Below are 24,118 nucleotides of genomic sequence, written 5' to 3' on the forward strand. Positions count from 1 at the left end.
CTTCAGGAGGTTACGACGGCTGCGATGGGCTGCGAAGCGGCCCTGAAACAGGACACCTCGGTTTTGCCTGATACACCGAGGCGATTGGTTTTGCTGCCGGTTCCCGGCAGTTCGCGGACGAGCGAAGCGTCGCCCGGTCTGCTCCTCGCCCTGCGGGCAGAAGCCTGTTTTCCGAGCTCATCAAGACTTGTGCATCACGCGGGACGCGGAGCTTCGGCACAAGAGTCCGGGCGTAACAGGACCACACAACCATCACCAAAGCTTCACAGCCGTGACACGCCACCTCCCTAGCCTGCAGTTACGGCAAAGCGCCTGGACAAATCAGTCAACCAGCCCTATCAGCCAAGGCTGGCTCATGGAGATTCGTATGACCCAGATCGCCCGCATTCGTGACAACACTTCTGAACGTCGTCTTCAGGCCGAACGCCTGATTGGAACGCGCGCCCTGCAGGAAGCACAGGCGCTGCGTTTCAGTGTGTTCAGCGAAGAGTTCAACGCTCGCCTCAACGGCGCTGAACAAGGTCTGGATATCGATGACTACGATGTTCACTGCTCGCACATAGGGGTTCGCGACTTGAACACCGGGCGTCTGGTTGCCACCACCCGGCTGCTCGACCACAAGGCTGCCAGCACCTTGGGCAGCTTCTACAGTGAAGAAGAATTCAGCCTGCACGGCCTGGCGCATCTGCAAGGTCCGATTCTGGAACTGGGACGCACCTGTGTCGATCCGGCCTACCGTAACGGCGGCACCATCGCCGTGTTGTGGAGCGAACTGGCCGAAGTGCTCAACGAAGGCGGCTACAGCTACCTGATGGGTTGCGCGAGCATCCCCATGCAGGACGGCGGCATTCAGGCCCACGCAATCATGCAGCGCCTGCGCGAACGCTATCTGTGCAACGAGCACCTGCGCGCCGAGCCGAAAAACCCGCTGCCGACCCTCGATATCCCCAGCAACGTCATTTGCGAAATGCCGCCGCTGCTCAAGGCCTACATGCGCCTGGGTGCGAAGATCTGCGGCGAGCCCTGCTGGGACGAAGATTTCCAGGTCGCCGACGTGTTCATCCTGCTCAAGCGCGACGATCTGTGCCCACACTACGCGCGTCACTTCAAGGCGGCCGTGTGATGAGCCGGATGCGCGGCTATGCCCGCGTGGTCCGGGTGCTGCTGGTGGTGGCACTCGGCCTGACGATTGCCGGAGCGTTCGCGATTCTGGAGCGCATGAAAGTCGGCAGCTCGATGGAGCGCAGGCAGCCCTGGAGCCGCTGGTTCATGGCACGCCTGAGCAACGCCCTGCCGTTTCGCGTCACCGTGACCGGCGAGTTGCCAAAGCAGCCGATGCTGTGGGTCAGCAATCATGTGTCATGGACTGACATCGCGCTGCTGGGCATGCTCGCGCCGCTGTCGTTTCTGTCCAAGGCCGAAGTGCGCACCTGGCCGGTGGCTGGCTGGCTGGCCTTGAAAGCCGGCACCCTGTTCATTCGTCGCGGCGCGGGCGACAGCCGTCTGATCCAGAAGCAGATGTGCAACCACCTGCAACAAGGCAACGCGCTGTTGATCTTCCCGGAAGGCACCACCACCGACGGCAGGAGCCTGCGTACGTTTCATGGTCGCTTGCTGTCCAGCGCCATCGAAGCAGGCGTGCCGATCCAGCCGGTAGCCATCGGCTATTCGCGTGATGGCAAGCCTGACCCTATTGCGCCGTTCATTGGTGATGATGACCTGCTGTCGCACCTGCGCCGGCTGTTCGCCAACGAGCAAAGCGACGTGCATATTCATCTGCTGACGCCGATCCCGACGGCGGATCAGGAACGTGCCGCCCTGGCCTTCAAGGCTCAGCAGGCTGTGCAGACGGCCTTGTTTGGTGAGCCCGTGATCGGCGAACCTGCTCAGTCGAGCGAAGTGGTCTCGCGGCCGGCCAGAGCGGCCTGAGCGAAATCCTGAAGCTGCGGATAAAACGCGGCGAAATCCTCGCTCAAGGGCTGGTAAAGCGCCTGCAACTCTTGCATGCCGCCCGCCAGCCCTTCGGGTCGTGACAGGCGGCTGGAGATACCACGCAGCACCTGCTCCAACACGTCGAAATCCCGGTACGAACCCAGCCAGTCCTGCGCCGCCATCCGCGGTGCGATCAATGCCAGACGCTCGGGCAACTGCGGCTCGGCTGCCAGCGTGCCATAAACCCGTCGAGTGAACGTGTCCAGCGGCAGATCGGCATACACATGCCAGTCACGCGCCAGGCAATGATCGAAAAACACATCGAGCATGATGCCCGCGTAACGCCGCCGCTGTGTCGGAAAGCGAGCGATGGACGCCTTGATCAGCGGGTGGGCATCGGTGAACGCGTCAATCCTGCGATGCAGACGAATCGCGGCTTCCAGTTCGACAGAAAAACGCCCGGGCAGCGGACCTTTGACGAAGTCGCCGTACAGGCTGCCGAGCAATTGAGCAGGCCGCTGCCCGCCAAGATGAAGATGTGCCAGATAGTTCATGAGCGCAAGCCTACGCCGCTTTCGGGGCTCCGGTCTATATATCGATATAACCCGATATACCGATTTGTTCGCTGCTCAGCACATAATCATATTTGTATATCGCAATATACAGATATAAAGTTCGCCCTATCGCGATATATCGCTACACCGCCTGTGAGAACGACATGCAGATCGACCTCGACGACATAATAAAAGCCCTGGCCCACCCGGTCCGCCGAGAAATCCTGACCTGGCTGAAAGACCCGCGTGGCAACTTTCCGACCCAGGAGTACTCGATCGAACACGGCGTCTGCGCCGGACAGATCGATCAGCGCGCCGGGTTGTCGCAGTCCACAGTGTCAGCCCATCTGGCGACCCTGCAACGCGCCGGGCTGATCAGCAGCAAGAAGGTCGGCCAATGGCACTTCTTCAGACGTAACGAAGAAGTGATCCAGGCGTTCGTGCAGGCGCTGGTTAAAGAGCTGAACAACCCGACCTGATTTTCCACACTGTTTCGTTTCAAGGAGATGCCCGTGCCCCTTTCGCTACTCATTCTGGCCTTGAGCGCCTTCGCCATCGGCACCACTGAATTCGTCATCATGGGCCTGCTGCCCGACGTCGCCGCCGATCTGGGCGTATCGATCCCCGGCGCTGGCTGGCTGGTGACCGGCTACGCGCTGGGCGTGGCTGTCGGCGCACCGTTCATGGCCATGGCCACCGCCAGACTGCCGCGCAAAGCCGCGCTGGTCACGCTGATGGGGATTTTCATCATCGGCAACCTGCTCTGCGCGCTGGCCAGTGACTACAACGTGCTGATGTTCGCCCGTGTGGTCACGGCGCTGTGCCATGGCGCGTTCTTCGGTATCGGCTCGGTGGTCGCCGCAGGCCTGGTGCCCGCCAACCGCCGTGCGTCCGCTGTGGCCTTGATGTTCACCGGTCTGACCCTGGCCAACGTGCTGGGCGTACCGCTGGGCACCGCGTTGGGACAATACGCCGGCTGGCGCTCGACGTTCTGGGCCGTGACCGTGATCGGCGTGATTGCGCTGATCGGCCTGATCCGCTTTCTGCCGACCAATCGCAACGAAGAAAAACTCGACATGCGTGCCGAACTGAGCGCCCTCAAAGGTGCCGGTATCTGGCTGTCGCTGAGCATGACTGCGCTGTTTTCGGCGTCCATGTTCACCCTGTTCACCTACATCGCCCCGTTGCTCGGCGAAGTGACCGGCGTGTCGCCCAACGGCGTGACCTGGACCCTGCTGCTGATCGGCCTGGGCCTGACCGCCGGCAACGTGATCGGCGGCAAGATGGCCGACCGCCGCCTGTCGTCCACGCTGATAGGTGTGTTCGTTTCGATGGCGGTGATTTCCACCGCCCTCAGCTGGACCAGCGCGGCGCTGATACCGACTGAAATCACTCTGTTCCTCTGGGCAGTGGCGGCCTTCGCGGCGGTCCCGGCGTTGCAGATCAACGTGGTGACCTTCGGCAAAGCCGCACCCAACCTGGTCTCGACCCTGAACATCGGCGCCTTCAACGTCGGTAACGCGCTCGGCGCCTGGGTCGGCGGCAGCGTCATCGCACACGGCCTGGGCCTGACCAGCGTGCCATTGGCAGCAGCCGTTCTGGCCGTGCTCGCGCTGCTGATCACCCTGATTACTTTCCGCCAGACCGGCAACCCCGATCTGGCACACGCTACACATTGATCAATTACGAGGATTCGACACATGACGACTATCTTTGACCCGATCACCCTTGGCGATCTGCAACTGCCAAACCGCATCATCATGGCGCCGCTGACCCGCTGCCGTGCCGACGAAGGGCGCGTGCCCAACGCAATGATGGCCGAGTATTACGTACAGCGCACTTCGGCAGGCCTGATCCTGACCGAAGCCACCTCTGTCACACCGATGGGCGTTGGCTACCCGGACACCCCTGGCATCTGGTCCAACGATCAAGTGCGTGGCTGGAGCAACATCACCAAGGCGGTGCATAACGCTGGCGGCCGCATCGTGCTGCAACTGTGGCACGTAGGCCGTATTTCCCACCCGGCGTACCTGAATGGCGAAACGCCGGTCGCGCCGAGTGCCATTGCTGCTGAAGGCCACGTCAGCCTGATGCGCCCTATCACTCCATTGCCAACCCCGCGTGCGCTGGAACTGGCAGAAATCGGCGACATCGTCGAGGCTTATCGGGTCGGCGCAGAAAACGCCAAGGCAGCGGGCTTCGATGGCGTGGAAGTCCACGGCGCCAATGGTTACCTGCTCGAGCAATTCCTGCTGACCGGCAGCAACCAGCGTACCGACCAGTACGGCGGATCGCTGGAGAACCGTGCACGTCTGTTGCTGGAAGTGACCGATGCGGTGATCGACGTGTGGGGCGCTGGCCGCGTGGGTGTGCACCTGTCACCACGCTTCGACATGCACGACATGAGCGATGAAAACCGGGCGGAAACTTTTAGCTACGTTGCCAAAGAGCTCGGCAAGCGCGGTATTGCGTTCATCTGCGCGCGTGAGCGTGATGCTGAAGACAGCCTCGGCCCGCAACTGAAGAAAGACTTCGGCGGCATGTACATTGCCAACGAGAAGTTCACCAAGGAAAGCGCCAATGCCTGGCTGGCAGAAGGCAAGGCTGACGCAATCGCGTTCGGTGTGCCGTATATCGCCAACCCGGACCTGCCAGAGCGTCTGGCCAGCGATGCACCTCTGAACGAACCGCATCCGGAGACGTTCTACGGCAAAGGGGCGGTCGGCTATATCGACTACCCACGCCTGTAACACGTTGCCGTAAGGCAAAAAAACCCTGACTCGCGAGAGTCAGGGTTTTTTAGTGTCCGTCTGCCCTACCGCTACAGCGCAGCGGCAGGCTTCAACGACGTGTGTTGAGCTGCTGGGAGAGGTTCTGGATCTGGCTGTTCAGCGTGTTGATGCTGCGGGTGACTTGCGCCCGGAAAGCATCGAACTCGGCGGTGTTTCCGCCCGCTGACGGCGCCGGGGTGTTTTCCTGCTCGCTTTTGAGCACCATCAGTTCCTGCTCCAGGCGCTCGACCGCAGCCGACGCATTACCCTGTTTTTTCAGGGTCGCCACATCGGCGGCCACGCTCTTGATCTGGGCGTCCAGCTTGCCCTGCTCGGCCTGCGCAGTTTTCAGGTCAGGCAACGCGGCTTTCAAGGCGGCCAGTTCAGCGGCGACGCTTTTCAGTTGTTCCTGCACCTGCGTGTTTTCGGTTTGTTGCTGGGCCGTTTGCGCGGCAATCTGCTCCAGACGCTTGTCGAGGCTGCCCTGCTGACCTTCGACGCCTTCACGCTGTTTGTCCTGGTCCTCCAGTTGCGCTTCGAGCAACTTGATGCGCTGCTTGAGGGCTTCGCCGTCACTGGACAGTGACTCAGTCGCCACGACCTTGCCGGAGATGTCCTGCAAACGTCCCGCAGCTTCTTCACTGATACGCGCGAAGCTTTCCTGCGTTGCCACCAGCTGTTGCTCCATCAGCGAAACCTGCTGAAAGCTCCACCAGCCCAGGCCGCAAAAAGCAATGAACAACGCACCGACCAATGCCCAGAGCGGTCCGGTGCTCGGCCCTTTGACCTTGACCACCGGCGCGGTACGCGAATAAACCTTGGTGCGGTCACGCGCCTCGCTGTTCACGACGAAATCGTCATCGTCGTCTTTGGCGCTGAGGTGGGGAACGTCGTCGACGTCATCGTATGGATCGTTGCGCATGGATAACCCTTCAGGAAACTGTCGAAACCAAAATCAGGCAGTATATCAACAGCACGGCGACCAATCTCACTGTGCCACTACCACGTTCACATCCCGCTCTGTGCCTGCCACCAGCCACAGAATTCATCCAGTGCAGTCCACAGGCTGACCTGCGGCTGGTAATCCAGATAATGCCTTGCACGGCTGATATCAAGCGTAAAGTCCTTGTTCATGACCTGCATGCCCAACCTTGTCAGCGTGGGTTCAGGTCGGCCCGGCCACAGCCTGCAAGCGGCTTCGTTGATGGCCGCCGCGCTGCAGGCCAGCCCGTACGAACGATAGCGGGTAACCTGCGGCAACTGCATCTGCCGCATCACATAATTGATCGCATCCCATAGCGGCACCGGCGTGCCGTTGCTGATGTTGTAGGCCTTGCCCAGTGCCGATCCGGTTGCCAGCAGACTGCTCAGCAATGCTTCGTTGAGGTTCTGCATGCTGGTGAAGTCGACCATGTTCAGGCCATTGCCGATGATCGACAGGCGCTTCTTGCGCTGCATCTGCAACAGACGCGGAAAGATACTGTTGTCGCCTGCGCCGGTGACGAAGCGCGGCCGCAGGGCAATCACCTCGAGGCCGAATTCTGCAGCGCCGAAGACCTTCTGCTCGGCCATGTATTTGGTGGCCGCGTAGTGATTGTGGAAGCGTTTGGGCACCTGATCTTCAGTGATATCGCGACGCGACTGACCATTGAAATAAATCGACGGCGATGACAGGTGGACCAGCTTGCGCACTCTTTGTTTCAGGCAGCCCTCAACGATGTTCTCGGTGAGCTGCACGTTGCCCTGCACGAAATCCTGACGCCGCCCCCACACGCCGACCGAGCCGGAGCAATGCACCACGGCCTCGACGTCATCGCACAGCGCTCCCACCAGATACGGGTCGGCGAGGTCGCCCTGAATGAACTCGGCGCCGCGCCTGACCAGATGCTCGACGGCATCGGCACGGCGGCCATTGATCCGCACGCTCATGCCCTGTTCAAGGGCGAAACGCGCAAAGCGTCCGCCAATGAAGCCGCTTGCGCCGGTGACCAGAATCTTCATTTACCGCTCCATTAACGCACCTGCGTGACGGGAGAAACCCGACCCGCATTGATTACACATGACCACAATGACGATCATTCATCGCTCAACGGCACCAGCCAGCGCGCAGCATGTTGCGCCAGATGCTCGGTGAGGCGTGTCAGCAACTGGCCGCCATTGCGCCAATGGTGCCAGTACAACGGCACATCGATACAGCGATCCGGCAGCAGCTCAAACAGAACGCCGCTGCGCAATTGCCCGCGCACTTGCAGTTCAGGCGCCAGCCCCCAGCCCATTCCGGCTTCGATCATACGGATGAAACCTTCGGAAGAGGGGCACAAATGATGCTGGAAACCTTCCTGTACACCAAGCAGTGCCAGATAGCGATGCTGCAAAAGATCATCCGGCCCGTAAACGAGTGCTGCCGACCTGGCCAGTTTTTCGGGGCTGACACCGTCCGCAAAATGACGTGCGATGAACGCCGGGCTGGCCAGTGCCCTATAGCGCATCGCCCCAAGCAACTGGCTGCGCGCCCCGGCCACCGGGCGCTCGCTGCCACACAGACAGGCAGCGACTTCACCAGCCCGCATACGCTTGAGCCCGACGTCCTGATCTTCGACCACCAGGTCCAGCAAAAGACGGTGCTGTGTACAGAAATCACCGATCGCAGGCGCCCACCACGTTGCCAGACTGTCGGCATTCAAGGCGATCCGCAGACGCTCGGGCACACCCTCTTCATCCAGAGCAGGCACCTGACTTTGCAGATCGCGCTCCAGCAGACGCACCTGCTGCACATGGTTGAGCAGACGTCGCCCGATGTCGGTAGGGCTGGGTGGCGTAGCCCTGACCAGCACCGGCTGGCCGATACGCGCTTCCAGCAATTTTATGCGTTGCGACACGGCCGACTGCGACAGCCCCAGCACCTGAGCCGCGCGCTCGAACCCGGCTTGCTCGATAACGGCGGCGAGCGCCGATAACAGCTTGTAGTCGAACATCAGATTTCCTAATGAGCGATAAAGATTATTGGTTTTCCTTATACCGCTACACCACCGAGAATCGCCACCTGAATCTGCCTGATGGGAACGTATTATGTGGCAAAGCTATTTCAACGGATTACTGCTCGCCGCCGGGCTGATCATGGCCATCGGCTCGCAAAACGCGTTCGTGCTGGCGCAGGGGCTGCGCCGTGAACACCATGTGCCGGTAGCGCTGCTGTGCGTTATCTGTGACGCCATTCTGGTGGCTGCCGGGGTGTTCGGTCTGGCCAACGTGCTGGCGCAAAACCCGACTCTTCTGGCGGTGGCGCGTTGGGGCGGTGTGATATTCCTCACCTGGTATGGCCTGCAGGCACTGCGCCGGGCCTGCTCGAAACAAAGCCTCGAACACAGCGCGACAGCTGGCAAAAGGTCCCGCCGCACGGTACTGCTCAGCGCGCTGGCCGTGACGTTGCTCAACCCGCACGTTTATCTGGACACGGTGTTGCTGATCGGTTCGCTCGGCGCGCAGCAAACGGTACCGGAGGCCTACGTGGCCGGTGCGGCGAGTGCTTCGTTGCTGTGGTTTTCCTGCCTTGCGCTCGGCGCGGCATGGCTCGCGCCCTGGCTGGCCCGGCCTGCCACCTGGCGCCTGCTGGACGTGATGGTGGCGGTCATGATGTTCAGCGTGGCGTGGCAGTTGATCCGTTCAGCCTGAAGGTTTCATGTCCATTGGGGCAACAGCGCAGGAACCTCTATTCCACACAGTTGTTGCGTGGTTAAGCCGCAGGCCCGGTGCTATGATCCGGGGTCTGCGCCGCAAAAGAGTAAAACTCCCGGTGCATGCTGCTCCTGGCCGCCCGTGATCGGCCACGCGATTACCGCAATTGACCTGAAAGGAGATAAACCATGGCTTTTGAATTGCCACCACTGCCCTACGCCAAAGACGCTCTGGTGCCGCACATTTCTGCGGAGACTCTGGAATATCACCACGACAAGCACCACAACACCTACGTCGTGAACCTGAACAACCTGGTGCCAGGCACCGAGTTCGAAGGCAAAACGCTGGAAGAGATCATCAAGACTTCCTCGGGCGGTATCTTCAACAACGCCGCTCAGGTATGGAACCACACGTTCTACTGGAACTGCCTGGCCCCCAACGCTGGCGGCGAGCCGACCGGTGCGCTGGCCGAAGCAATCAACGCTGCATTCGGCTCCTTCGACAAGTTCAAGGAAGAGTTCAGCAAGACGTCCATCGGCACCTTCGGCTCCGGCTGGGGCTGGCTGGTGAAAAAGGCTGATGGCTCTTTGGCGCTGGCCAGCACCATCGGTGCCGGCAACCCGCTGACCAGCGGCGACAAGCCATTGCTGACCTGCGATGTCTGGGAGCACGCCTACTACATCGACTATCGCAACCTGCGTCCGAAGTATGTAGAAGCGTTCTGGAACCTGGTGAACTGGGATTTCGTGGCTCAGCAATACGCCTCCTGAATCCGGCAACACTGAAGAACCCGGCCCTGCGCCGGGTTTTTTTTGGCCCGCTTTCTGCGTAATGGCCTCAGGCGAGCGGTTTTTCATCCATGCGACGTACAAATGTTTTTCGCCTGCCGCTCGTACTTTGTGTATTGTCAGAAAGCGTTAGTTAGCTAATTATCACGACGTATTATCACGACGTAATTCTTTACAGTGTCCTGCTCTAATCATGCACACGGCCGTCGGCTGCATTGAGGTGGCGTGGGCCAGTGGGTGCAAGGAACGCGAGGATCAGCCGGCGGTGCCCCTTCTGAGGCACTCCGGTTTTTCGAGGGTGACGGGGCTATGCGCCCCCTCCGACACGAACTAAGGAACGGCCATTGAAGCTGGAACTCAAGAACAGCCTGTCGGTAAAGCTGCTGCGTGTCGTGCTGCTGTCAGCGCTTCTGGTGGGCGTCGTATTGAGCTGCGCGCAAATCGTTTTCGACGCTTACAAAACCCGGCAAGCCGTTGCAAGTGATGCCGAGCGGATTCTCGGCATGTTTCGCGACCCCTCGACTCAGGCGGTCTACAGCCTGGACAGGGAAATGGGCATGCAGGTCATCGAAGGCCTGTTTCAGGATGACTCGGTGCGCATGGCGTCGATCGGACACCCCAACGAAACCCTGCTCGCCGAAAAAGACCGCCCGCTGAAAGCATCGCCGACCCGCTGGCTGACCGATCTCATTCTGGGTCAAGAGCGCAGCTTCTCTACGCAGTTAGTGGGACGCAGCCCGTACAGCGAGTATTACGGTGATTTGCGCATTACCCTGGACACGGCCAACTACGGCGAAAGTTTTCTGGTCAACGCGGGCATCATCTTCATCGCTGGCGTGCTACGAGCGTTGGCAATGGGCCTGGTGCTGTATCTGGTCTATCACTGGCTGCTGACCAAGCCGCTGTCGAAAATAATCGAGCACCTGACGACCATCAACCCGGATCGCCCCAGCGAGTATCAATTGCCGCTGCTCAAGGGTCATGAAAAGAACGAGTTGGGGATCTGGGTCAACACCGCCAATCAGCTGCTGGCCTCCATCGAGCGCAACACCTACCTGCGCCACGAGGCCGAAAGCAATCTGCAGCGCCTGGCGCACTATGACTTTCTGACCGGGCTGCCCAACCGGCTTCAATTACAGACCCGACTGGACCGGATTCTGGAGGATGCCGGACGTCAGCAACACCGGGTTGCGGTTCTGTGCGTGGGCCTCGATGACTTCAAAGGCATCAACGAGCAGTTCAGTTATCAGGCCGGCGATCAGTTGCTGTTGGCACTCGCAGACCGGTTGCGCGCGCACAGCGGCCGGCTCGGCGCTCTGGCGCGGCTGGGCGGCGATCAGTTCGCGCTGGTTCAGGCCACTATCGAGCAGCCTTACGAAGCGGCAGAACTGGCGCAAAATATCCTCGACGAGCTGGAAGCCCCGTTCGAAGTAGCCGAACAGCGCATCCAGTTGCGGGCCACCATCGGCATTACCCTGTTCCCCGAGGACGGCGACAGCACCGAGAAACTGCTGCAGAAAGCTGAACAGACCATGACCCTGGCCAAAGCCCGCTCGCGCAATCGCTACCAGTTCTACATCGCCAGCGTCGACAGCGAAATGCGCCGCCGTCGGGAGCTCGAAAAAGACCTGCGTGAAGCCTTGCCGCGTGATCAGTTGTACCTGGTCTATCAGCCGCAGATCAGCTATCGCGACAACAGTGTGGTCGGCGTGGAAGCGCTGATTCGCTGGCAACACCCGGAGCATGGGCTGGTGCCGCCGGACGCGTTTATCCCGCTGGCCGAGCAGAACGGCACGATCATCGCCATCGGTGAATGGGTGCTAGACCAGGCTTGCCGCCAGTTGCGCGAATGGCTCGATCAGGGCTTCACCGATTTGCGCATGGCGGTGAACCTGTCGACCGTGCAACTGCATCACGCCGAGCTGCCACGGGTCGTCAACAACCTGTTGCAAATCTATCGCCTGCCACCCCGCTGCCTCGAGCTGGAAGTCACCGAAACCGGCCTGATGGAAGACATCAATACCGCCGCCCAGCACTTGCTCAGCCTGCGCCGCTCCGGTGCATTGATCGCCATCGATGACTTCGGCACCGGTTACTCTTCGCTCAGTTACCTGAAGAGTCTGCCGCTGGACAAGATCAAAATTGACAAGAGTTTCGTCCAGGACCTCATTCATGACGACGATGACGCCACGATCGTGCGGGCAATCATCCAACTGGGCAAAAGCCTCGGCATGCAGGTGATTGCCGAAGGTGTGGAAACCGTCGAGCAAGAGGCCTACGTGGTGACCGAGGGCTGCCATGAAGGCCAAGGCTACCTGTACAGCAAACCGTTGGCAGCCCGTGAGCTGCTGGCGTATTTGAAGCAGGCACGTCAGCGCAATCCCGTCACACTCTGAAAACTGCCGCGCAGCAGAGGCCGGTCAGAACGTTTTGAAACCGTCTTTTACAACCTGTCTGATACCTGATCACGACGGCAACGGCGTTTTGCCTTTACATCGAATGCAAATCTTTCGCATCATGTCGCAGATTTTATGGGCGCACTCCCGCCTTAACCCTATCGACGCAGGATTCCGTCATGATTCGTATGCCTCTGGCAACCGCTAGTCTGTTGGCCATCGCTATCTCTCTCGCCGGTTGCGGTGAAGGCAAGGACAAGGCCGCCGCCCAGGCGCCAGCCGCAACCCCTGCTGCCCCGGCCACCGCGCCAGCGCCTGCTGCACCCGCCGCCGCGCCGGTCGCCGCCGCACAAACAGACGACGCAGCGGCCAAAGCCGTGGTCGCCAACTACGCCAACATGGTGTCGGCCGTATTCGACGATGCCGAGGCCGGTGCGAAAAAACTCAGCGCGGCGGTCGACGCATTTCTGGCCAAGCCCAACGACGAAACCCTGAAAGCGGCTCGTGAAGCCTGGGTGGCGGCACGTGTGCCTTATATGCAGAGCGAAGTATTCCGCTTCGGCAACACCATCATCGACGACTGGGAAGGACAGGTTAACGCCTGGCCGCTGGACGAAGGCCTGATCGATTATGTGGCTAAGGATTACCAGCACGCGCTGGGCAACCCAGGCGCTACGGCCAACATCATCGCCAACACCGAAATTCAGGTGGGCGAGGACAAGGTCGACGTCAAAGAGATCACTGCCGACAAACTCGCCAGCCTCAACGAGCTGGGCGGTTCCGAGGCAAACGTTGCCACCGGCTACCACGCCATCGAGTTTCTGCTCTGGGGCCAGGACCTGAACGGCACCGGCCCTGGCGCCGGCAATCGTCCAGCCAGCGACTACCTTGAAGGCGCAGGCGCAACCGGTGGTCATAACGACCGCCGCCGCGCCTACCTCAAAGCCGTCACTGACCTGCTGGTCAGCGACCTGGAAGAAATGTCCGGCAACTGGCGCGCAGGTGTGGCCGATAACTACCGCGCTACGTTGGAAGCCGAGTCGGGCGAAAGCGGCCTGCGCAAAATGCTGTTCGGCATGGGCAGCCTGTCCCTTGGCGAGCTGGCTGGCGAACGCATGAAAGTCGCACTGGAAGCCAACTCCAGCGAAGACGAGCACGACTGCTTCAGCGACAACACGCACAACTCGCACTTCTACAACGGCAAAGGCATTCGCAACGTGTACCTGGGCGAGTACACCCGCACCGACGGCAGCAAAGTCAGCGGCCCGAGCCTCTCGTCGCTGGTAGCCAAAGTCGATCCGGCCACCGACGCCACCCTGCGCGCAGACCTGGACGACACTCAGGCCAAGCTGCAAGCCATCGTCGATCACGCCAACAAGGGCGAACACTTCGACCAGTTGATCGCCTCCGGTAACACCGCAGGCAATCAAGTCGTCCGCGACGCTATCGCCGCTCTGGTCAAACAGACCGGTGCCATTGAGCAAGCGGCGGGCAAGCTGGGCATCACCGACCTGAACCCGGATAACGCCGATCACGAGTTCTGATCACTGCGCTTGCTGCTGTAAAAACAACGCCGGTCAATTCGCTGATCGGCGTTTTTTTGTGTCCGGGCGACCCGTGCGTCACGTCTGATCGGCGATATTTCAGCAATTACTGTAGGGCCTTTCCTAAGGAGGCGCTGATTTATTCGATTTTTCGTCCCTGCAACGCTCTGGAGGCCTTGATTTATCTGGGGGGCAACAGCTGGGTTTTAGAATAAATCAGCGTCTCCCTAAAGTCATTTCGGCGTATTGAACACGCTTCCCGTACCGCCGAGTATCCGCGCCTCTTGCTCCGTCGAAGCGCGCTCATGTCTGAATTTGAATCCGGCCCTCGTGATCTGCCATGGTCGAAAAACGCTTATCTGCTGCTCAACGCCATCAATCTTCTGCAGTTGAGGAGGAAGCTGTTCGATTGGAATCCAGACCCAATCTACACAATGCTGTTCGTGCAAACCCGCTTCCGCGAACTGCTCGACCACTCGCCGGCGCTGATTCAAATCAACGGCCCATACGACCCCGCCTTTTCCAGTTTTTTGACTCACACCCGCGACGAATGGGGTTTGCTGCTATTCAGTGACGCCAACCACACAACGGTCGCCAGTCACCTGCGCTGGCTGGTGTTCGTGGACCTGCCTGCAGGCAAATCCTGCCATCTGAACCTCTCGGACCCGCCCGTCGCCAACGCCCTGTTCGGCCTTCACCCGGAACACACCGACAACAGGCTGTTCGGCCCTATCGAGCAGGTTTACGCAGCAGACGTCGTCACTGAGCGCTGGGTCCATCACACGCGTCACGGTGAACCGGCCGTTCATGACCAGAAAATCCTGTACCGGATGAACTCCCGGCAGATAGAGGCCATGGGAGACGTCGCGTTCCGCCTGATGGTGATCAGCCTCGACCGGCACCTGCGCACATTTTTCCCGGCCTGCCTCAACTCCTCGGACCTGAAGTCACGATACGACCACGTGCACGCGCTGGCCGTCACAGCCTATGAAGCAGGCTTCAACAGCGAAGTGGATATTTTCCACTACGCCAACGTCGTTTGCTTTCTCGCTGGGCAGCCGGCCGATGCGCATCTCGATATCAGAATGCTGATGACTGAAAGGTCCTCATTGACGCCCTCGCAGCGTATTCAGCAGGCCAACTGGCTGACCGTGGAACGTAGTCGCGAACAGCACGGAGCCGCCCGGCCATGATCCGCAAAACCCTTTCGCCTGAGGACAACGCTTACTGGGAGTCGAGAGCAAAAAGTCACGCAGACGCCCGCAACAGCATGAGCCACTGCCCGTTGATGGGCGATAAAATCCAGCTATTACCGCTGCGTAGCGGGCGTGTCGAGCGGTTGCACAGCCAGGCGGATTCATTGCCCTACTCAGGCCTCAAGCGACCGCTGGGGCTGCGACTGATTCGCGACGGTTATCTGTATGTCATTGATGAGAACAGCGGCTACCTGCATGAGTACCGCCTCGACAACGGTGTGCCGACCAAACTGCTCTGGCAGGACCAGGAAGTGGCTCAGGATGTCAGGCAGACGTCCATTGGCGAACACGCCCTGATATTCGCCCGTGACACCACGTTGCATGTCGCTTACTCGGAACTGCAATGGACAGCGGCCAAGTGCATGCACGTGCTGGGTAACGCAGCAGACCGTTTCTACTTCATGCAGAAAGTGAACCTGGCTGAAGCCGACTGTCAGAAAGGCGGCACCTACCTTCGTACCGAACAGCAGATCCGGGAACAGCTCGCAGAACTGGCGGAGCTGCCAGCCCAGCAGTGCGGTGCACCTGACATGCCGGTCGGGGAAACTCAGGACTATGTCTGGGAACATCTGCCACTGTTTCGGGAAACACAAATCGGCGAGCTTAAAAACACCCTCAACCCATTCTACGAATTGAATTACCTGTATTTGGTGCTCGACGACAGCATTGGCCTGTTGCGTGATCTTGCCCAAGAGCAGGACGAAGTAGTGAGCTGGCTCAATGAGTGGCGCGAGCGCAATGACAACGAAATGCGCTACCTCACCGCCAGCTACATCGACACATTAATGAGCATTGGTGAAAACAGCACTCGCCCGTTGCCTCCCGATTCAGCGTTATTGAAAAAAACCACACCGGCACAGCGCTCGCGCATCTATGACTACCTCAACGCGCGCAATCACTGGCGCCGTGAACGCAAACAGGTACCCGAGCCCGCCACGACTTCAGCAGGACAGTATTCCGCGTTGCGCGGAAACCCTTTCGAAGAGCCACCGAGCGTCCGTTTCGCCAGACAGGACATGGACAGTAAGCACTCACAGATGGTGTCAGCCCTCGGCAAACCGCTGCACGAGGAAATTGAAGACGATATCGAAACCCTGGAAGAGAACAGCCAAGGCACGTTGAACGGGGTCGGGATTGGCGCGCGAGGCATTCACGATCTTGTTCGACACGGAGAGATGCAAGCCTACCTGACTCATGAGCGCTCGCACCTGAAACGCTGGACGCAGCGCCTCGACGATATCACCCACGACCGCGTAAGCCTTTTCACCCAGGGAGAGCTCTATCGAAGTGCGTGGTACTTCGACCCGGAACATCCCGACCAGTTGAAAAGCGCACTGGCGATGGAGCTCAACTGCACACGCGACTTGTGCCGTACCGACGAAAGCCTGCAAAAAGTCGGGGATTATTTTCACGAGAACCCGCACTACATTTTGCCGGTGTTCTACGGGCGTCTGGACCTGGAGTTCTTGCGTTCCAAGTCAGCCAGCCTGCTCAAATGGCTGGATGATATGCGCAATTTCAGTGACGGCCTGGCCGATGCAAACCGGCGTATCGCTGACATCAGCCACATCATGGGCAATCACTGGACCAACAGTCTCAACCTGGACCCTGCCGCTCTGCCCCTGCATCAGGCCGTCAACGCCAGCTACATCCCCGCCGTTGCCCTGCGCCTGGAGCGCTGGCTCATAGAGATGCAAAACCGGCTGAACAGCCCGGAACTGCGCCAACACCTGGACAACTTCAGCCGCGCGAATAACCGCGCACAACGGCTGGGCATGCTGGTGGCGCTGCAACAGGAAGCAATGACCCTGAGAATTGCAGACGAAGCCGACGTACAAAAGTTTCGCGACAACTTCATCCGCCTGAATCAGCTGCTCGCCGCCGAAGATGATCTCATCCGGCAGCGCAACCGTATCACCAAACTGATCAGCCGCCGCACACTGACAGCGGATCAACATCGAGACCTGCTTTACGAGCGGCAATACGTCAACAACCAGCTCCTCCAGACCCGCAACACACGCGACGCCCTGCGCCGCGAACTGGAAAAAGCCATCACCCCGACCGGCACCCAGGCCAACGGCGCGATCGGTGTGCGACTGAATATCAGCGATCCGCAACTGCAAGCGCTTAATGACGAAATCGAAAAGCTGCGGGCTGGCGGGTTAAGAGGCTATGCGACTCAAGGCGCGGCTGCGGCGGCACTGAAGGGAAGCTTTTTTCCGTTGCTGGCGATGTGTTTGCAGATTGGGAATCTGGGGGAGGCTTGGGAGGTTTGGAAGGGGTCCGGAAACCGTAGAACGATCAAAGAAATTGTAGTTGTTCTGGGTGGACTCAGCAGTGTTGCGTCGGCGGCGCTATCGGTCTTGCAAGCGGTATACGTTGCAATGATTGACAATGCTCTTCGAGCAATAACAACCGGAAGCTCTGAGACAGGCGGAAAGTTACTGACTGCTCGCCTAGGAAAGATAGGATTGGCTTCAGGAGCATTTATCGCGCCGCTGAGTTTATTGGGCGGTGCAGGTACGGCATGGAATAATTGGGGGAAATGGCAGAAAGCGTTGACCTACGGCTCGACTGGCGAACAGACAGGAGCACTCATAGCGCTGACAGGTGACGTCGGCGCAACCGGCGTGAACGCCGCATTGACGCTACAGACAGGTAAAGAGCTAATCGGCATATTGACGGATATTTACCTTGACCCCACTTATTCCAAAGAAGAAGCGGCAAACCTAGCGTGGTCTACAAGAGGGCCACGACTTCTACGATTTTCGATTCGACTCACTCCTTGGGGCCTAATCTTCACCGCACTTCAATTAAGCGGCGAATCGCTATTCAACTACTCCAACCTGGAAGAACAACAACGTTGGTTACTGTATGGGATCTGGGGCAAAGAGCCCCAAGGTTGGGACTGGAGTACACACTCACAAAAACTTGCCGAGACCAATCTACTCCCCACGATTTTCGATAAAGGCATCAGCAATCGCCGTGTTGATGGCGAACCAGTACGGAGTCTGCATTTAGTATTACCGGGGATAACCAAGGCCAGCTTTGACGACACGTCTTTGCGCTGGTTTGCCGAGCTAGGTATCCTCTGAAAAAGCCCATTTTTTTGGAGAGGAACCGGGCTGGAGCGCCTGTATTTACTGGCTTCGACTTTTGAAGAAAAGGCTTTTTCAGACCTTCCCTAGAGGGTGTAGACAAAATCATGTAGTGAGTCGGCGCGCGAGTATTCGAGCCTCGGCCAACCAAACCCATGCCTCGCTTACCGCAAAAAGGCGATCATGATGCATGATCAGTCGCCGAGCTCTCTCATTCCAGGCATGAGTTCGCTCCACTACCCATCGCTTGGGCATGACCACAAATCCAGTCTGAACAGGCTCCACGGAAAATAGATCGCCTTGTTCAGAGTGCCATTGCCCTGTTCTTCTGTTATTCGGGCCACGGATCACTTGAACATCGATAGCGTGCAGTTGATGGGTGCGCTGTGCCCATTTTCCTGCGTACGCACTATCAACAAAAAGCGTGCTCAGTGACGGATATTTTTCCTTCGAGTACGCCACCGCATCATCCGCCGCGTCACGATCCTGCACGCTTGCAGCACTGATACTGACAGCCAGCAGCAGGCCCAATGTATCGACAATCAGACTTCGTTTACGCCCCTTCACTTTTTTGCCTGCGTCGTAGCCGCTGTCACCGCCTTGAGGAGAACTGCGGGTCGACTGTGAATCCAGGATCGCTGCTGACGGGCTGTCAGCGCGTTCTTCCCGCTCACGCCATTGAGCTCGCAAGCGATCATGCATTTGCTCGAACTTGCCTTGAGCGCTCCACCGGCGGAACGTTTTGTAGACATTGTCCCAATGAGGAAAATCGCGGGGTAGCATTCGCCATGAGCACCCCGTGCGTACGACATAGCAACAGGCTTCCAGCAACGTGCGCCGAGAGTGAAGCGGTGGCACTCCTCGTCCGCCCTGGCTTTCAAACAGGTCGGCGACCAGTGCCCACTCGGTATCTGTCAAGCAACTCGGATATAGCTGCTCCGGCAGTTGGCGGCGGTGGGTTTCATTGTAGCCATAGGCTTTATTAGGTTCAGGTGACTGAAAACTTCCCTTGGCCCGCTGCTTTACACGCGTAATCCCTGCCATTTTCAACGCTTTTGCAAAGGTGTCGGGATGCGCAGTGATACCGGTTTCGGCGAAGAATACGAGCGCCAATTCGGCCTGGCTGGAATAGGGCTGTGCATGAGCGAGTTTCACCAGCACGGGATAGTGCTCGGCGGCAATCGAGCGAGGACGTCCGGTTTTAGGCATGGCTTGAGGGCTATTCAGACAAGGGAGTGAAAGTTTAATTTATTTTGTCTACACCCTCCTAGGGAGACGCTGATTTATTCTAAAACCCAGCTGTTGCCCCCAGATAAATCAAGGCCTCCAGAGCGTTGCAGGGACGAAAAATCGAATAAATCAGCGCCTCCCTAGTGGACGCCCCTCATAGACAAGATGTCAGCACCGTACTTCGCCAAGGACTGTCCGTTGTCTCTGCATCACCGTTGACGTTGGCACTGGAGATCCCGGAAGAGTGGCAGAGACATAACGCAATGCTGTTTTTGCGGGTCGCAGTCAAGCCGGCATTAGCCAATACTTATCTGAAAGCAGATCAGAGCTACCTGAATTACCGTATCCCGCTAAGCAGGGAGTCCGTGAGCAAACCCATAAATGCGTCGTCTGACTCCGTCGAGACAGGCGTAACACTGCCAGCAGTGCAAATCATGGGGGAGCATCTTGATGAGCATCAATAAATACGATCGCCTGCCACGCGCGGGCGATACAGAAGATGAGTCAGGCATCAAGGTATTCTATCTCGCCCCACGTCCAGTACCAATGGGTGTAAAAGTCTACAGTGCGCGACATTTACACCAGGAAGCGAACGAGGTCTATCTCGACTTTGCACTGAACTCAGCGAACATAGAGTTCTCAGCCCGTGCTTTTATAAGCGCAATCATTACGATTATCAGTCTTTTTTTTCTGATCGCTGTTGGACTTGGCATCGACGGTTACTTTAGATTTCAAAAATCTTTTTCCGAGACGTTTGGAGCTTTAGTTCTTTCAAACTGGTTTATGTGGATTACTTTAATTATTTTATCGACTGCATACAGCTACCTTTTTCTCAACGCGGTCTATCAACTATCCACCACCACCCCCATCCGCTTCAATCGCCAGCGCCGCGAAGTGGCGTACGTCGCCAAACGCGGCCAGCCGCCCAGGTTTATTCCATGGGAAGAAGTCATTGCCTGCGTCAGTAGCAGCATCGTGCCAACGGAATATGGCTCTCAGCAGAAGTTCGCGCTGATGATCGGCCTGGTAGATGCCTCGGATGGGCAAGTGATGTGGCTCACGGTGCCAGCCTTCACGCTCGGCATGGCCGTCAGCGAGTGGGAGGCCATCCGCGCGTACATGGAGGAAGGTCCAGACGCCCTGCCCAAGCCGATGATGGGCGATACTCCCGAGCAAGGCACCGTGGGGTTTTTCCACATGTGCCGCCGTGATTATCTGATTGACCACGGCTACTTGCGCTACTTCTTCGGCTTTCTTTTGATCCAGTTCTGCAGCGGCTGGACCTTGCCCTGCCATATCGCCACTTGGGTCGAGCGACTGCCGAAGACAGCTTTCCCGAAGTCGGTGCAGAACTGGTCCAAGCCCCTGCCTCGCGATCAATGGCAATCCCCGAGTGCCGAACTGATTGCGCAAAGTGAAGAAGTCCGCAAAAGCTTTCGCAAGGGGATGGACATCTTTGAGCACTTTCGCGAGAAGGAAAATAACCCGAGCAAGACCAGAGGCTGATCAGGCAGCAGCCTTGATCAATACAACGTGTCCGCAATCCGACCAAGCAAGGCCTTGTCGTAGGCGTCACCATCGATTTGCTCGGCTGAAACTGCTTTCAGTATTTGCCCCGCTGTAGGCAGCGCGCTGCGTTCGATGTGCTGTGTCGCGTCCCACAGGCCTGACCGGATGGTTGCCCGGCTGCACTGGAAATACACACTGGTCACGGTGATGCGCAGGACTGATTTGGGCAGTTGGCCCTTCACTGCGAAACGCGCCAGCAGTTCGGGCTGAATCGAGATCTGCGCGGTGCCGTTGATGCGCAGGGTTTCACCGACGCCGGGGATGAGAAACAAAAGCGCAACGCGCGGGTCGTTGACGATGTTGCGCAGCGTATCGATCCGGTTGTTGCCGCGTCGGTCAGGCAGGTAAAGCGTCTTGCTGTCTTCGATGTGCACGAAGCCCGCCTGATCGCCACGCGGCGACGCATCGAGGCCATCGGCCCCGGCAGAAGCCAGCACGACAAAAGGGGCGGCTTCGATGAAGGGCCGGTAGGCCGGGTGAATATGGTCGACTTCCTTGATCAGGGAGGGCGGCGCAATCGGACCATACAGCGCTTCCAGCGCTTGGGTGGTGGTCACGAACGCGTTGTTGTCCGGATTTTCCATCGGATAATCTCTGTTGGGCGGCCCATGCAGCATAAGCAAAAATGCCAGGAGCCGGCCAGCTTCAAAGATTCGTAACAACGCATTACGTCGGATGCAGTAAACGATAATCCCTCTTATTCAAACCGCAGCAGACTGATAAGCTTGCACGCCCTGATTTCCTCCTCGTTGCAGGATGTGTATGAGTACGCGGTTCCGTCTTTCTCTTGCCTTGCTCATGACTCTGGTCCTGAGCGCGTGCGACGACGCCCCGCGCTTCACTCATGCCGAGCCGGGCGAAGCGTTGTCTGCAGGCAGCGCAACGGTGCGCAAGACTGACCAGAACGCGTTCTCCATGCCATCGGCCAATCTGTCTCCGGTACGACGGCTCGACTTCAGCGTCGGCAACAGTTTCTTCCGCAGCCCGTGGGTGATCGCTCCATCCACCACCACCGCTCGCGACGGCCTCGGGCCATTGTTCAACACCAACGCCTGCCAGAACTGCCATATCAAAGACGGCCGGGGCCACCCACCGGAAGCCAGCGACAGCAATGCGGTGTCGATGCTGGTCAGGCTGTCTATTCCGGACGACCCGGCCTACGCCGATCTGATCCGTCGCAACGGGGTGTTACCCGAACCGACCTACGGCGGACAGTTGCAGGATATGGCCAACCCCGGCGTGGCGCCGGAGGGCAAGGTGCGGGTCGAGTACGACGCGCTGGCGGTCACGTTTCGCGACGGCACGACTGTAGAGTTGCGTCAGCCCACCCTCAGCATCACCCAGTTGGGCTACGGCCCGATGCACCCGGACATTCACATTTCGGCGCGTATCGCCCCGCCGATGATCGGCCTCGGGCTGCTGGAAGCCATTGCCGACGAGGCCATCCTCGCCAACGCCGACCCCGATGACAAGAACGCCGACGGTATTTCCGGTCGTGCCAACTGGGTATGGGACGACGCGCAGCAGAAAGTCGTGATGGGCCGGTTCGGCTGGAAAGCCGGGCAACCCAATCTCAACCAGCAGAACGTGCACGCCTTTGCCGGTGACATGGGGCTGACGACCAGCCTGCGTCGTTTCGATGATTGCACCCCGGCCCAGACTGACTGCCTGGCAGCGCCGAATGGCAATGGCCCGAACGGCGAACCGGAGGTCAGCGACAACATCCTGCGCCTGGTGGAGTTCTACACCCGCAACCTGGGCGTTCCGGCACGGCGCAAAGTGGATGATCCTCAAGTACTCGCCGGCAAGAATCTGTTTTTCGAGACGGGCTGTCAGCAGTGTCACACTCCAGCGTTCAAGACCCGTGGCGACGCTGCCGAGCCCGAACTGGCCAATCAGGAGATTCGCCCTTACAGCGATCTGCTGTTGCATGACATGGGCGACGGGCTGCCCGACAATCGTACTGAGTTTCAAGCCACGGGAAGCGAGTGGCGTACGCCGCCGCTGTGGGGGCTGGGCCTGACCGGCACCGTGAGCGGACACACGCAATTGTTGCATGATGGTCGCGCCCGCAATGTACTTGAGGCGATACTCTGGCACGGCGGCGAAGCGCAGGCCGCGCAACGCAAAGTACTGACATTCGATGCTGAACAGCGTGAAGCGCTGCTGGCCTTTCTGAATTCGTTATGATTGCGCCCATTCCAACATTACTTCGTCAAAAATAAGGAGCCGGACATGTTCCGACCCAAGTTGTTGCTGACCAGCCTTGCGGCTCTCGCATTGGGTGCCTGTTCGCCATCCGACCCGCAAGCAGTCACGTCTGCGGCCATCGCCAAGCAGGTGATACTGCCGACCTACAGCCGCTGGGTTGACGCTGATCGTCAGTTGGCAGCCAGCGCTCTGGCGTTTTGCCAGGGCAAGACCGATCTGGCAGCCGCCCGCGCCGACTTCCTCAAGGCGCAAAAGACCTGGGCCGAGTTGCAGCCACTTTTGATCGGCCCGCTGGCCGAGGGCAATCGCGCCTGGCAGATACAGTTCTGGCCGGACAAGAAGAATCTGGTTGGCCGTCAGGTCGAACAACTGGTTGCCGCGCAGCCGCAGATCACAGCCGATGAACTGTCCAAAGCCAGCGTCGTGGTTCAGGGTCTGTCCGCTTACGAATACATCCTGTTCGATGCTGAAATCGACACGGCCAATGCCGAGCAGAAAGCGCGTTACTGCCCGCTGTTGATGGCCATTGGTGAACGCCAGAAACAACTGGCGGAAGAAATCCTCAACAGCTGGAACAGCACCGACGGCATGCTCGCGCAACTGAGCAAGTTTCCCAACCAGCGTTACGCCGACTCCCACGAAGCCATTGCCGAGTTGCTACGGGTTCAGGTCACTGCACTGGACAGCCTGAAGAAAAAACTGGGGACCCCGCTGGGTCGGCAGAGCAAAGGCCAGCCGCAGCCGTTCCAGGCTGACGCATGGCGCAGCAAAGCGTCGCTCAGCAGTCTGGAGGCCAGCCTGATCAGCGCCGAAACAGTCTGGACAGGTGTGGATAACAAGGGCTTGCGAGGCTTGCTCCCGGCTGAACAGAAACCACTGGCCGACAAAATCGATGCAGCCTACGCCACCAGCCGCAAACTGCTCACGGAGCTCAAGCCACCGCTGGCCGACCTGCTGGCCAGCGAGGCCGGACGCCAGCAACTCAATGCGTTCTATGACAGCCTGAACGCAGTGCATCGCCTGCACGAGGGCGAACTGGCCAAGGCGCTGGGTATTCAATTGGGCTTCAACGCCAACGACGGCGACTGATCAGA

The 24,118-nt window shown here is 58.9% G+C and carries 20 protein-coding genes; 14 read left to right on the forward strand and 6 right to left on the reverse strand.

What is annotated here, in order from left to right; translation table 11 throughout:
- Nucleotides 1–367 precede the first annotated feature (367 nt).
- Nucleotides 368–1,123: an L-ornithine N(alpha)-acyltransferase gene (olsB, locus tag BLT55_RS16275; RefSeq protein WP_055000095.1), complete on the forward strand. Its 756-nt coding sequence runs from the start codon at nt 368–370 to the stop codon at nt 1,121–1,123.
- Entirely contained in the window at nt 1,123–1,929 is an 807-nt protein-coding gene (locus BLT55_RS16280) for a lysophospholipid acyltransferase family protein (RefSeq protein ID WP_055000096.1), read from the forward strand. Before olsB ends, BLT55_RS16280 begins: the two co-directional genes overlap by 1 nt.
- Here the strand turns inward: BLT55_RS16280 and BLT55_RS16285 are convergent.
- On the reverse strand, nt 1,887–2,486 hold the full coding sequence (locus BLT55_RS16285; RefSeq protein WP_055000097.1) for an acyl carrier protein phosphodiesterase: 600 nt from the start codon (nt 2,484–2,486) through the stop codon (nt 1,887–1,889). The genes BLT55_RS16280 and BLT55_RS16285 overlap by 43 nt on opposite strands.
- A 164-nt stretch (nt 2,487–2,650) precedes the next feature.
- Here BLT55_RS16285 and BLT55_RS16290 point away from each other — a divergent pair, with 164 nt between their 5' ends.
- Genes BLT55_RS16290 through BLT55_RS16300 form a run of 3 tightly spaced genes read left to right on the forward strand, consistent with a single transcriptional unit; the run spans nt 2,651 to nt 5,236 of the window.
- Nucleotides 2,651–2,965 carry an ArsR/SmtB family transcription factor gene (locus BLT55_RS16290; protein WP_007248896.1) on the forward strand — a complete coding sequence of 105 codons (315 nt, stop codon included), beginning with the start codon at nt 2,651–2,653 and terminating at the stop codon, nt 2,963–2,965.
- A 33-nt stretch (nt 2,966–2,998) separates the two neighbouring features.
- Nucleotides 2,999–4,165 (forward strand): MFS transporter, encoded by a 1,167-nt coding sequence (locus BLT55_RS16295; RefSeq protein WP_055000103.1) that lies wholly within the window; start codon nt 2,999–3,001, stop codon nt 4,163–4,165.
- Between the two features lie 21 nt (nt 4,166–4,186).
- Entirely contained in the window at nt 4,187–5,236 is a 1,050-nt protein-coding gene (locus BLT55_RS16300) for an alkene reductase (RefSeq protein ID WP_055000098.1), read from the forward strand.
- A 91-nt stretch (nt 5,237–5,327) separates the two neighbouring features.
- On the opposite strand, the gene BLT55_RS16305 is transcribed toward BLT55_RS16300, so the two are convergent.
- The 3 genes from BLT55_RS16305 to BLT55_RS16315 form a co-directional block, all read right to left on the reverse strand.
- Nucleotides 5,328–6,179, reverse strand: coding sequence for a hypothetical protein (locus BLT55_RS16305; protein WP_007248899.1), 852 nt, complete (start codon nt 6,177–6,179; stop codon nt 5,328–5,330).
- An 86-nt stretch (nt 6,180–6,265) separates the two neighbouring features.
- Complete coding sequence (locus BLT55_RS16310; RefSeq protein ID WP_055000099.1) at nt 6,266–7,258, reverse strand: NAD-dependent epimerase/dehydratase family protein; 993 nt, start codon at nt 7,256–7,258, stop codon at nt 6,266–6,268.
- A gap of 74 nt (nt 7,259–7,332) precedes the next feature.
- The gene (locus BLT55_RS16315) at nt 7,333–8,232 is read right to left on the reverse strand and encodes a LysR family transcriptional regulator ArgP (protein ID WP_055000100.1); all 900 of its coding nucleotides are present in this window, start codon (nt 8,230–8,232) and stop codon (nt 7,333–7,335) included.
- A 94-nt stretch (nt 8,233–8,326) separates the two neighbouring features.
- Here BLT55_RS16315 and BLT55_RS16320 point away from each other — a divergent pair, with 94 nt between their 5' ends.
- The 6 genes from BLT55_RS16320 (at nt 8,327) to BLT55_RS16345 (ending at nt 18,011) form a co-directional block, all read left to right on the forward strand.
- On the forward strand, nt 8,327–8,929 hold the full coding sequence (locus BLT55_RS16320) for a LysE/ArgO family amino acid transporter (RefSeq protein WP_055000101.1): 603 nt from the start codon (nt 8,327–8,329) through the stop codon (nt 8,927–8,929).
- Nucleotides 8,930–9,120: 191 nt separating this feature from the next.
- A complete protein-coding gene (gene sodB / locus BLT55_RS16325) occupies nt 9,121–9,702 on the forward strand; it encodes a superoxide dismutase [Fe] (protein ID WP_007248904.1) in 582 nt (193 codons plus the stop codon).
- A gap of 362 nt (nt 9,703–10,064) precedes the next feature.
- The gene (locus BLT55_RS16330) at nt 10,065–12,116 is read left to right on the forward strand and encodes a putative bifunctional diguanylate cyclase/phosphodiesterase (protein ID WP_007248905.1); all 2,052 of its coding nucleotides are present in this window, start codon (nt 10,065–10,067) and stop codon (nt 12,114–12,116) included.
- A 179-nt stretch (nt 12,117–12,295) separates the two neighbouring features.
- Nucleotides 12,296–13,660 carry an imelysin family protein gene (locus tag BLT55_RS16335; RefSeq protein ID WP_055000102.1) on the forward strand — a complete coding sequence of 455 codons (1,365 nt, stop codon included), beginning with the start codon at nt 12,296–12,298 and terminating at the stop codon, nt 13,658–13,660.
- Nucleotides 13,661–13,965: 305 nt separating this feature from the next.
- Complete coding sequence (locus BLT55_RS16340) at nt 13,966–14,853, forward strand: DUF4123 domain-containing protein (RefSeq protein WP_055000970.1); 888 nt, start codon at nt 13,966–13,968, stop codon at nt 14,851–14,853.
- Nucleotides 14,850–18,011 carry a toxin VasX gene (locus tag BLT55_RS16345; protein ID WP_223862782.1) on the forward strand — a complete coding sequence of 1,054 codons (3,162 nt, stop codon included), beginning with the start codon at nt 14,850–14,852 and terminating at the stop codon, nt 18,009–18,011. The genes BLT55_RS16340 and BLT55_RS16345 overlap by 4 nt, the downstream gene beginning before the upstream one ends.
- Before the next feature lie 108 nt (nt 18,012–18,119).
- Here BLT55_RS16345 and BLT55_RS16355 read toward each other — a convergent pair whose 3' ends face one another.
- Nucleotides 18,120–19,223 (reverse strand): IS5-like element ISPsy19 family transposase, encoded by a 1,104-nt coding sequence (locus BLT55_RS16355; protein WP_004663854.1) that lies wholly within the window; start codon nt 19,221–19,223, stop codon nt 18,120–18,122.
- Nucleotides 19,224–19,694: 471 nt separating this feature from the next.
- Between BLT55_RS16355 and BLT55_RS34000 the strand changes: the two genes are divergently transcribed.
- Complete coding sequence (locus tag BLT55_RS34000; RefSeq protein WP_223862762.1) at nt 19,695–20,750, forward strand: DUF6708 domain-containing protein; 1,056 nt, start codon at nt 19,695–19,697, stop codon at nt 20,748–20,750.
- 17 nt (nt 20,751–20,767) lie between these two features.
- Here the strand turns inward: BLT55_RS34000 and BLT55_RS16370 are convergent, their stop codons facing one another.
- Complete coding sequence (locus BLT55_RS16370; protein WP_055000161.1) at nt 20,768–21,397, reverse strand: pyridoxamine 5'-phosphate oxidase family protein; 630 nt, start codon at nt 21,395–21,397, stop codon at nt 20,768–20,770.
- Between the two features lie 178 nt (nt 21,398–21,575).
- On the opposite strand from BLT55_RS16370, the gene BLT55_RS16375 reads away from it, so the two are divergent.
- Both BLT55_RS16375 and BLT55_RS16380 read left to right on the forward strand, forming a co-directional pair.
- Nucleotides 21,576–23,003: a di-heme oxidoreductase family protein gene (locus BLT55_RS16375; RefSeq protein ID WP_055000160.1), complete on the forward strand. Its 1,428-nt coding sequence runs from the start codon at nt 21,576–21,578 to the stop codon at nt 23,001–23,003.
- A 45-nt stretch (nt 23,004–23,048) separates the two neighbouring features.
- Nucleotides 23,049–24,113: an imelysin family protein gene (locus BLT55_RS16380; RefSeq protein WP_055000159.1), complete on the forward strand. Its 1,065-nt coding sequence runs from the start codon at nt 23,049–23,051 to the stop codon at nt 24,111–24,113.
- Nucleotides 24,114–24,118 lie beyond the last annotated feature (5 nt).

This window comes from Pseudomonas cannabina (assembly GCF_900100365.1).
Classification (GTDB): Bacteria; Pseudomonadota; Gammaproteobacteria; order Pseudomonadales; family Pseudomonadaceae; genus Aquipseudomonas; species Aquipseudomonas cannabina.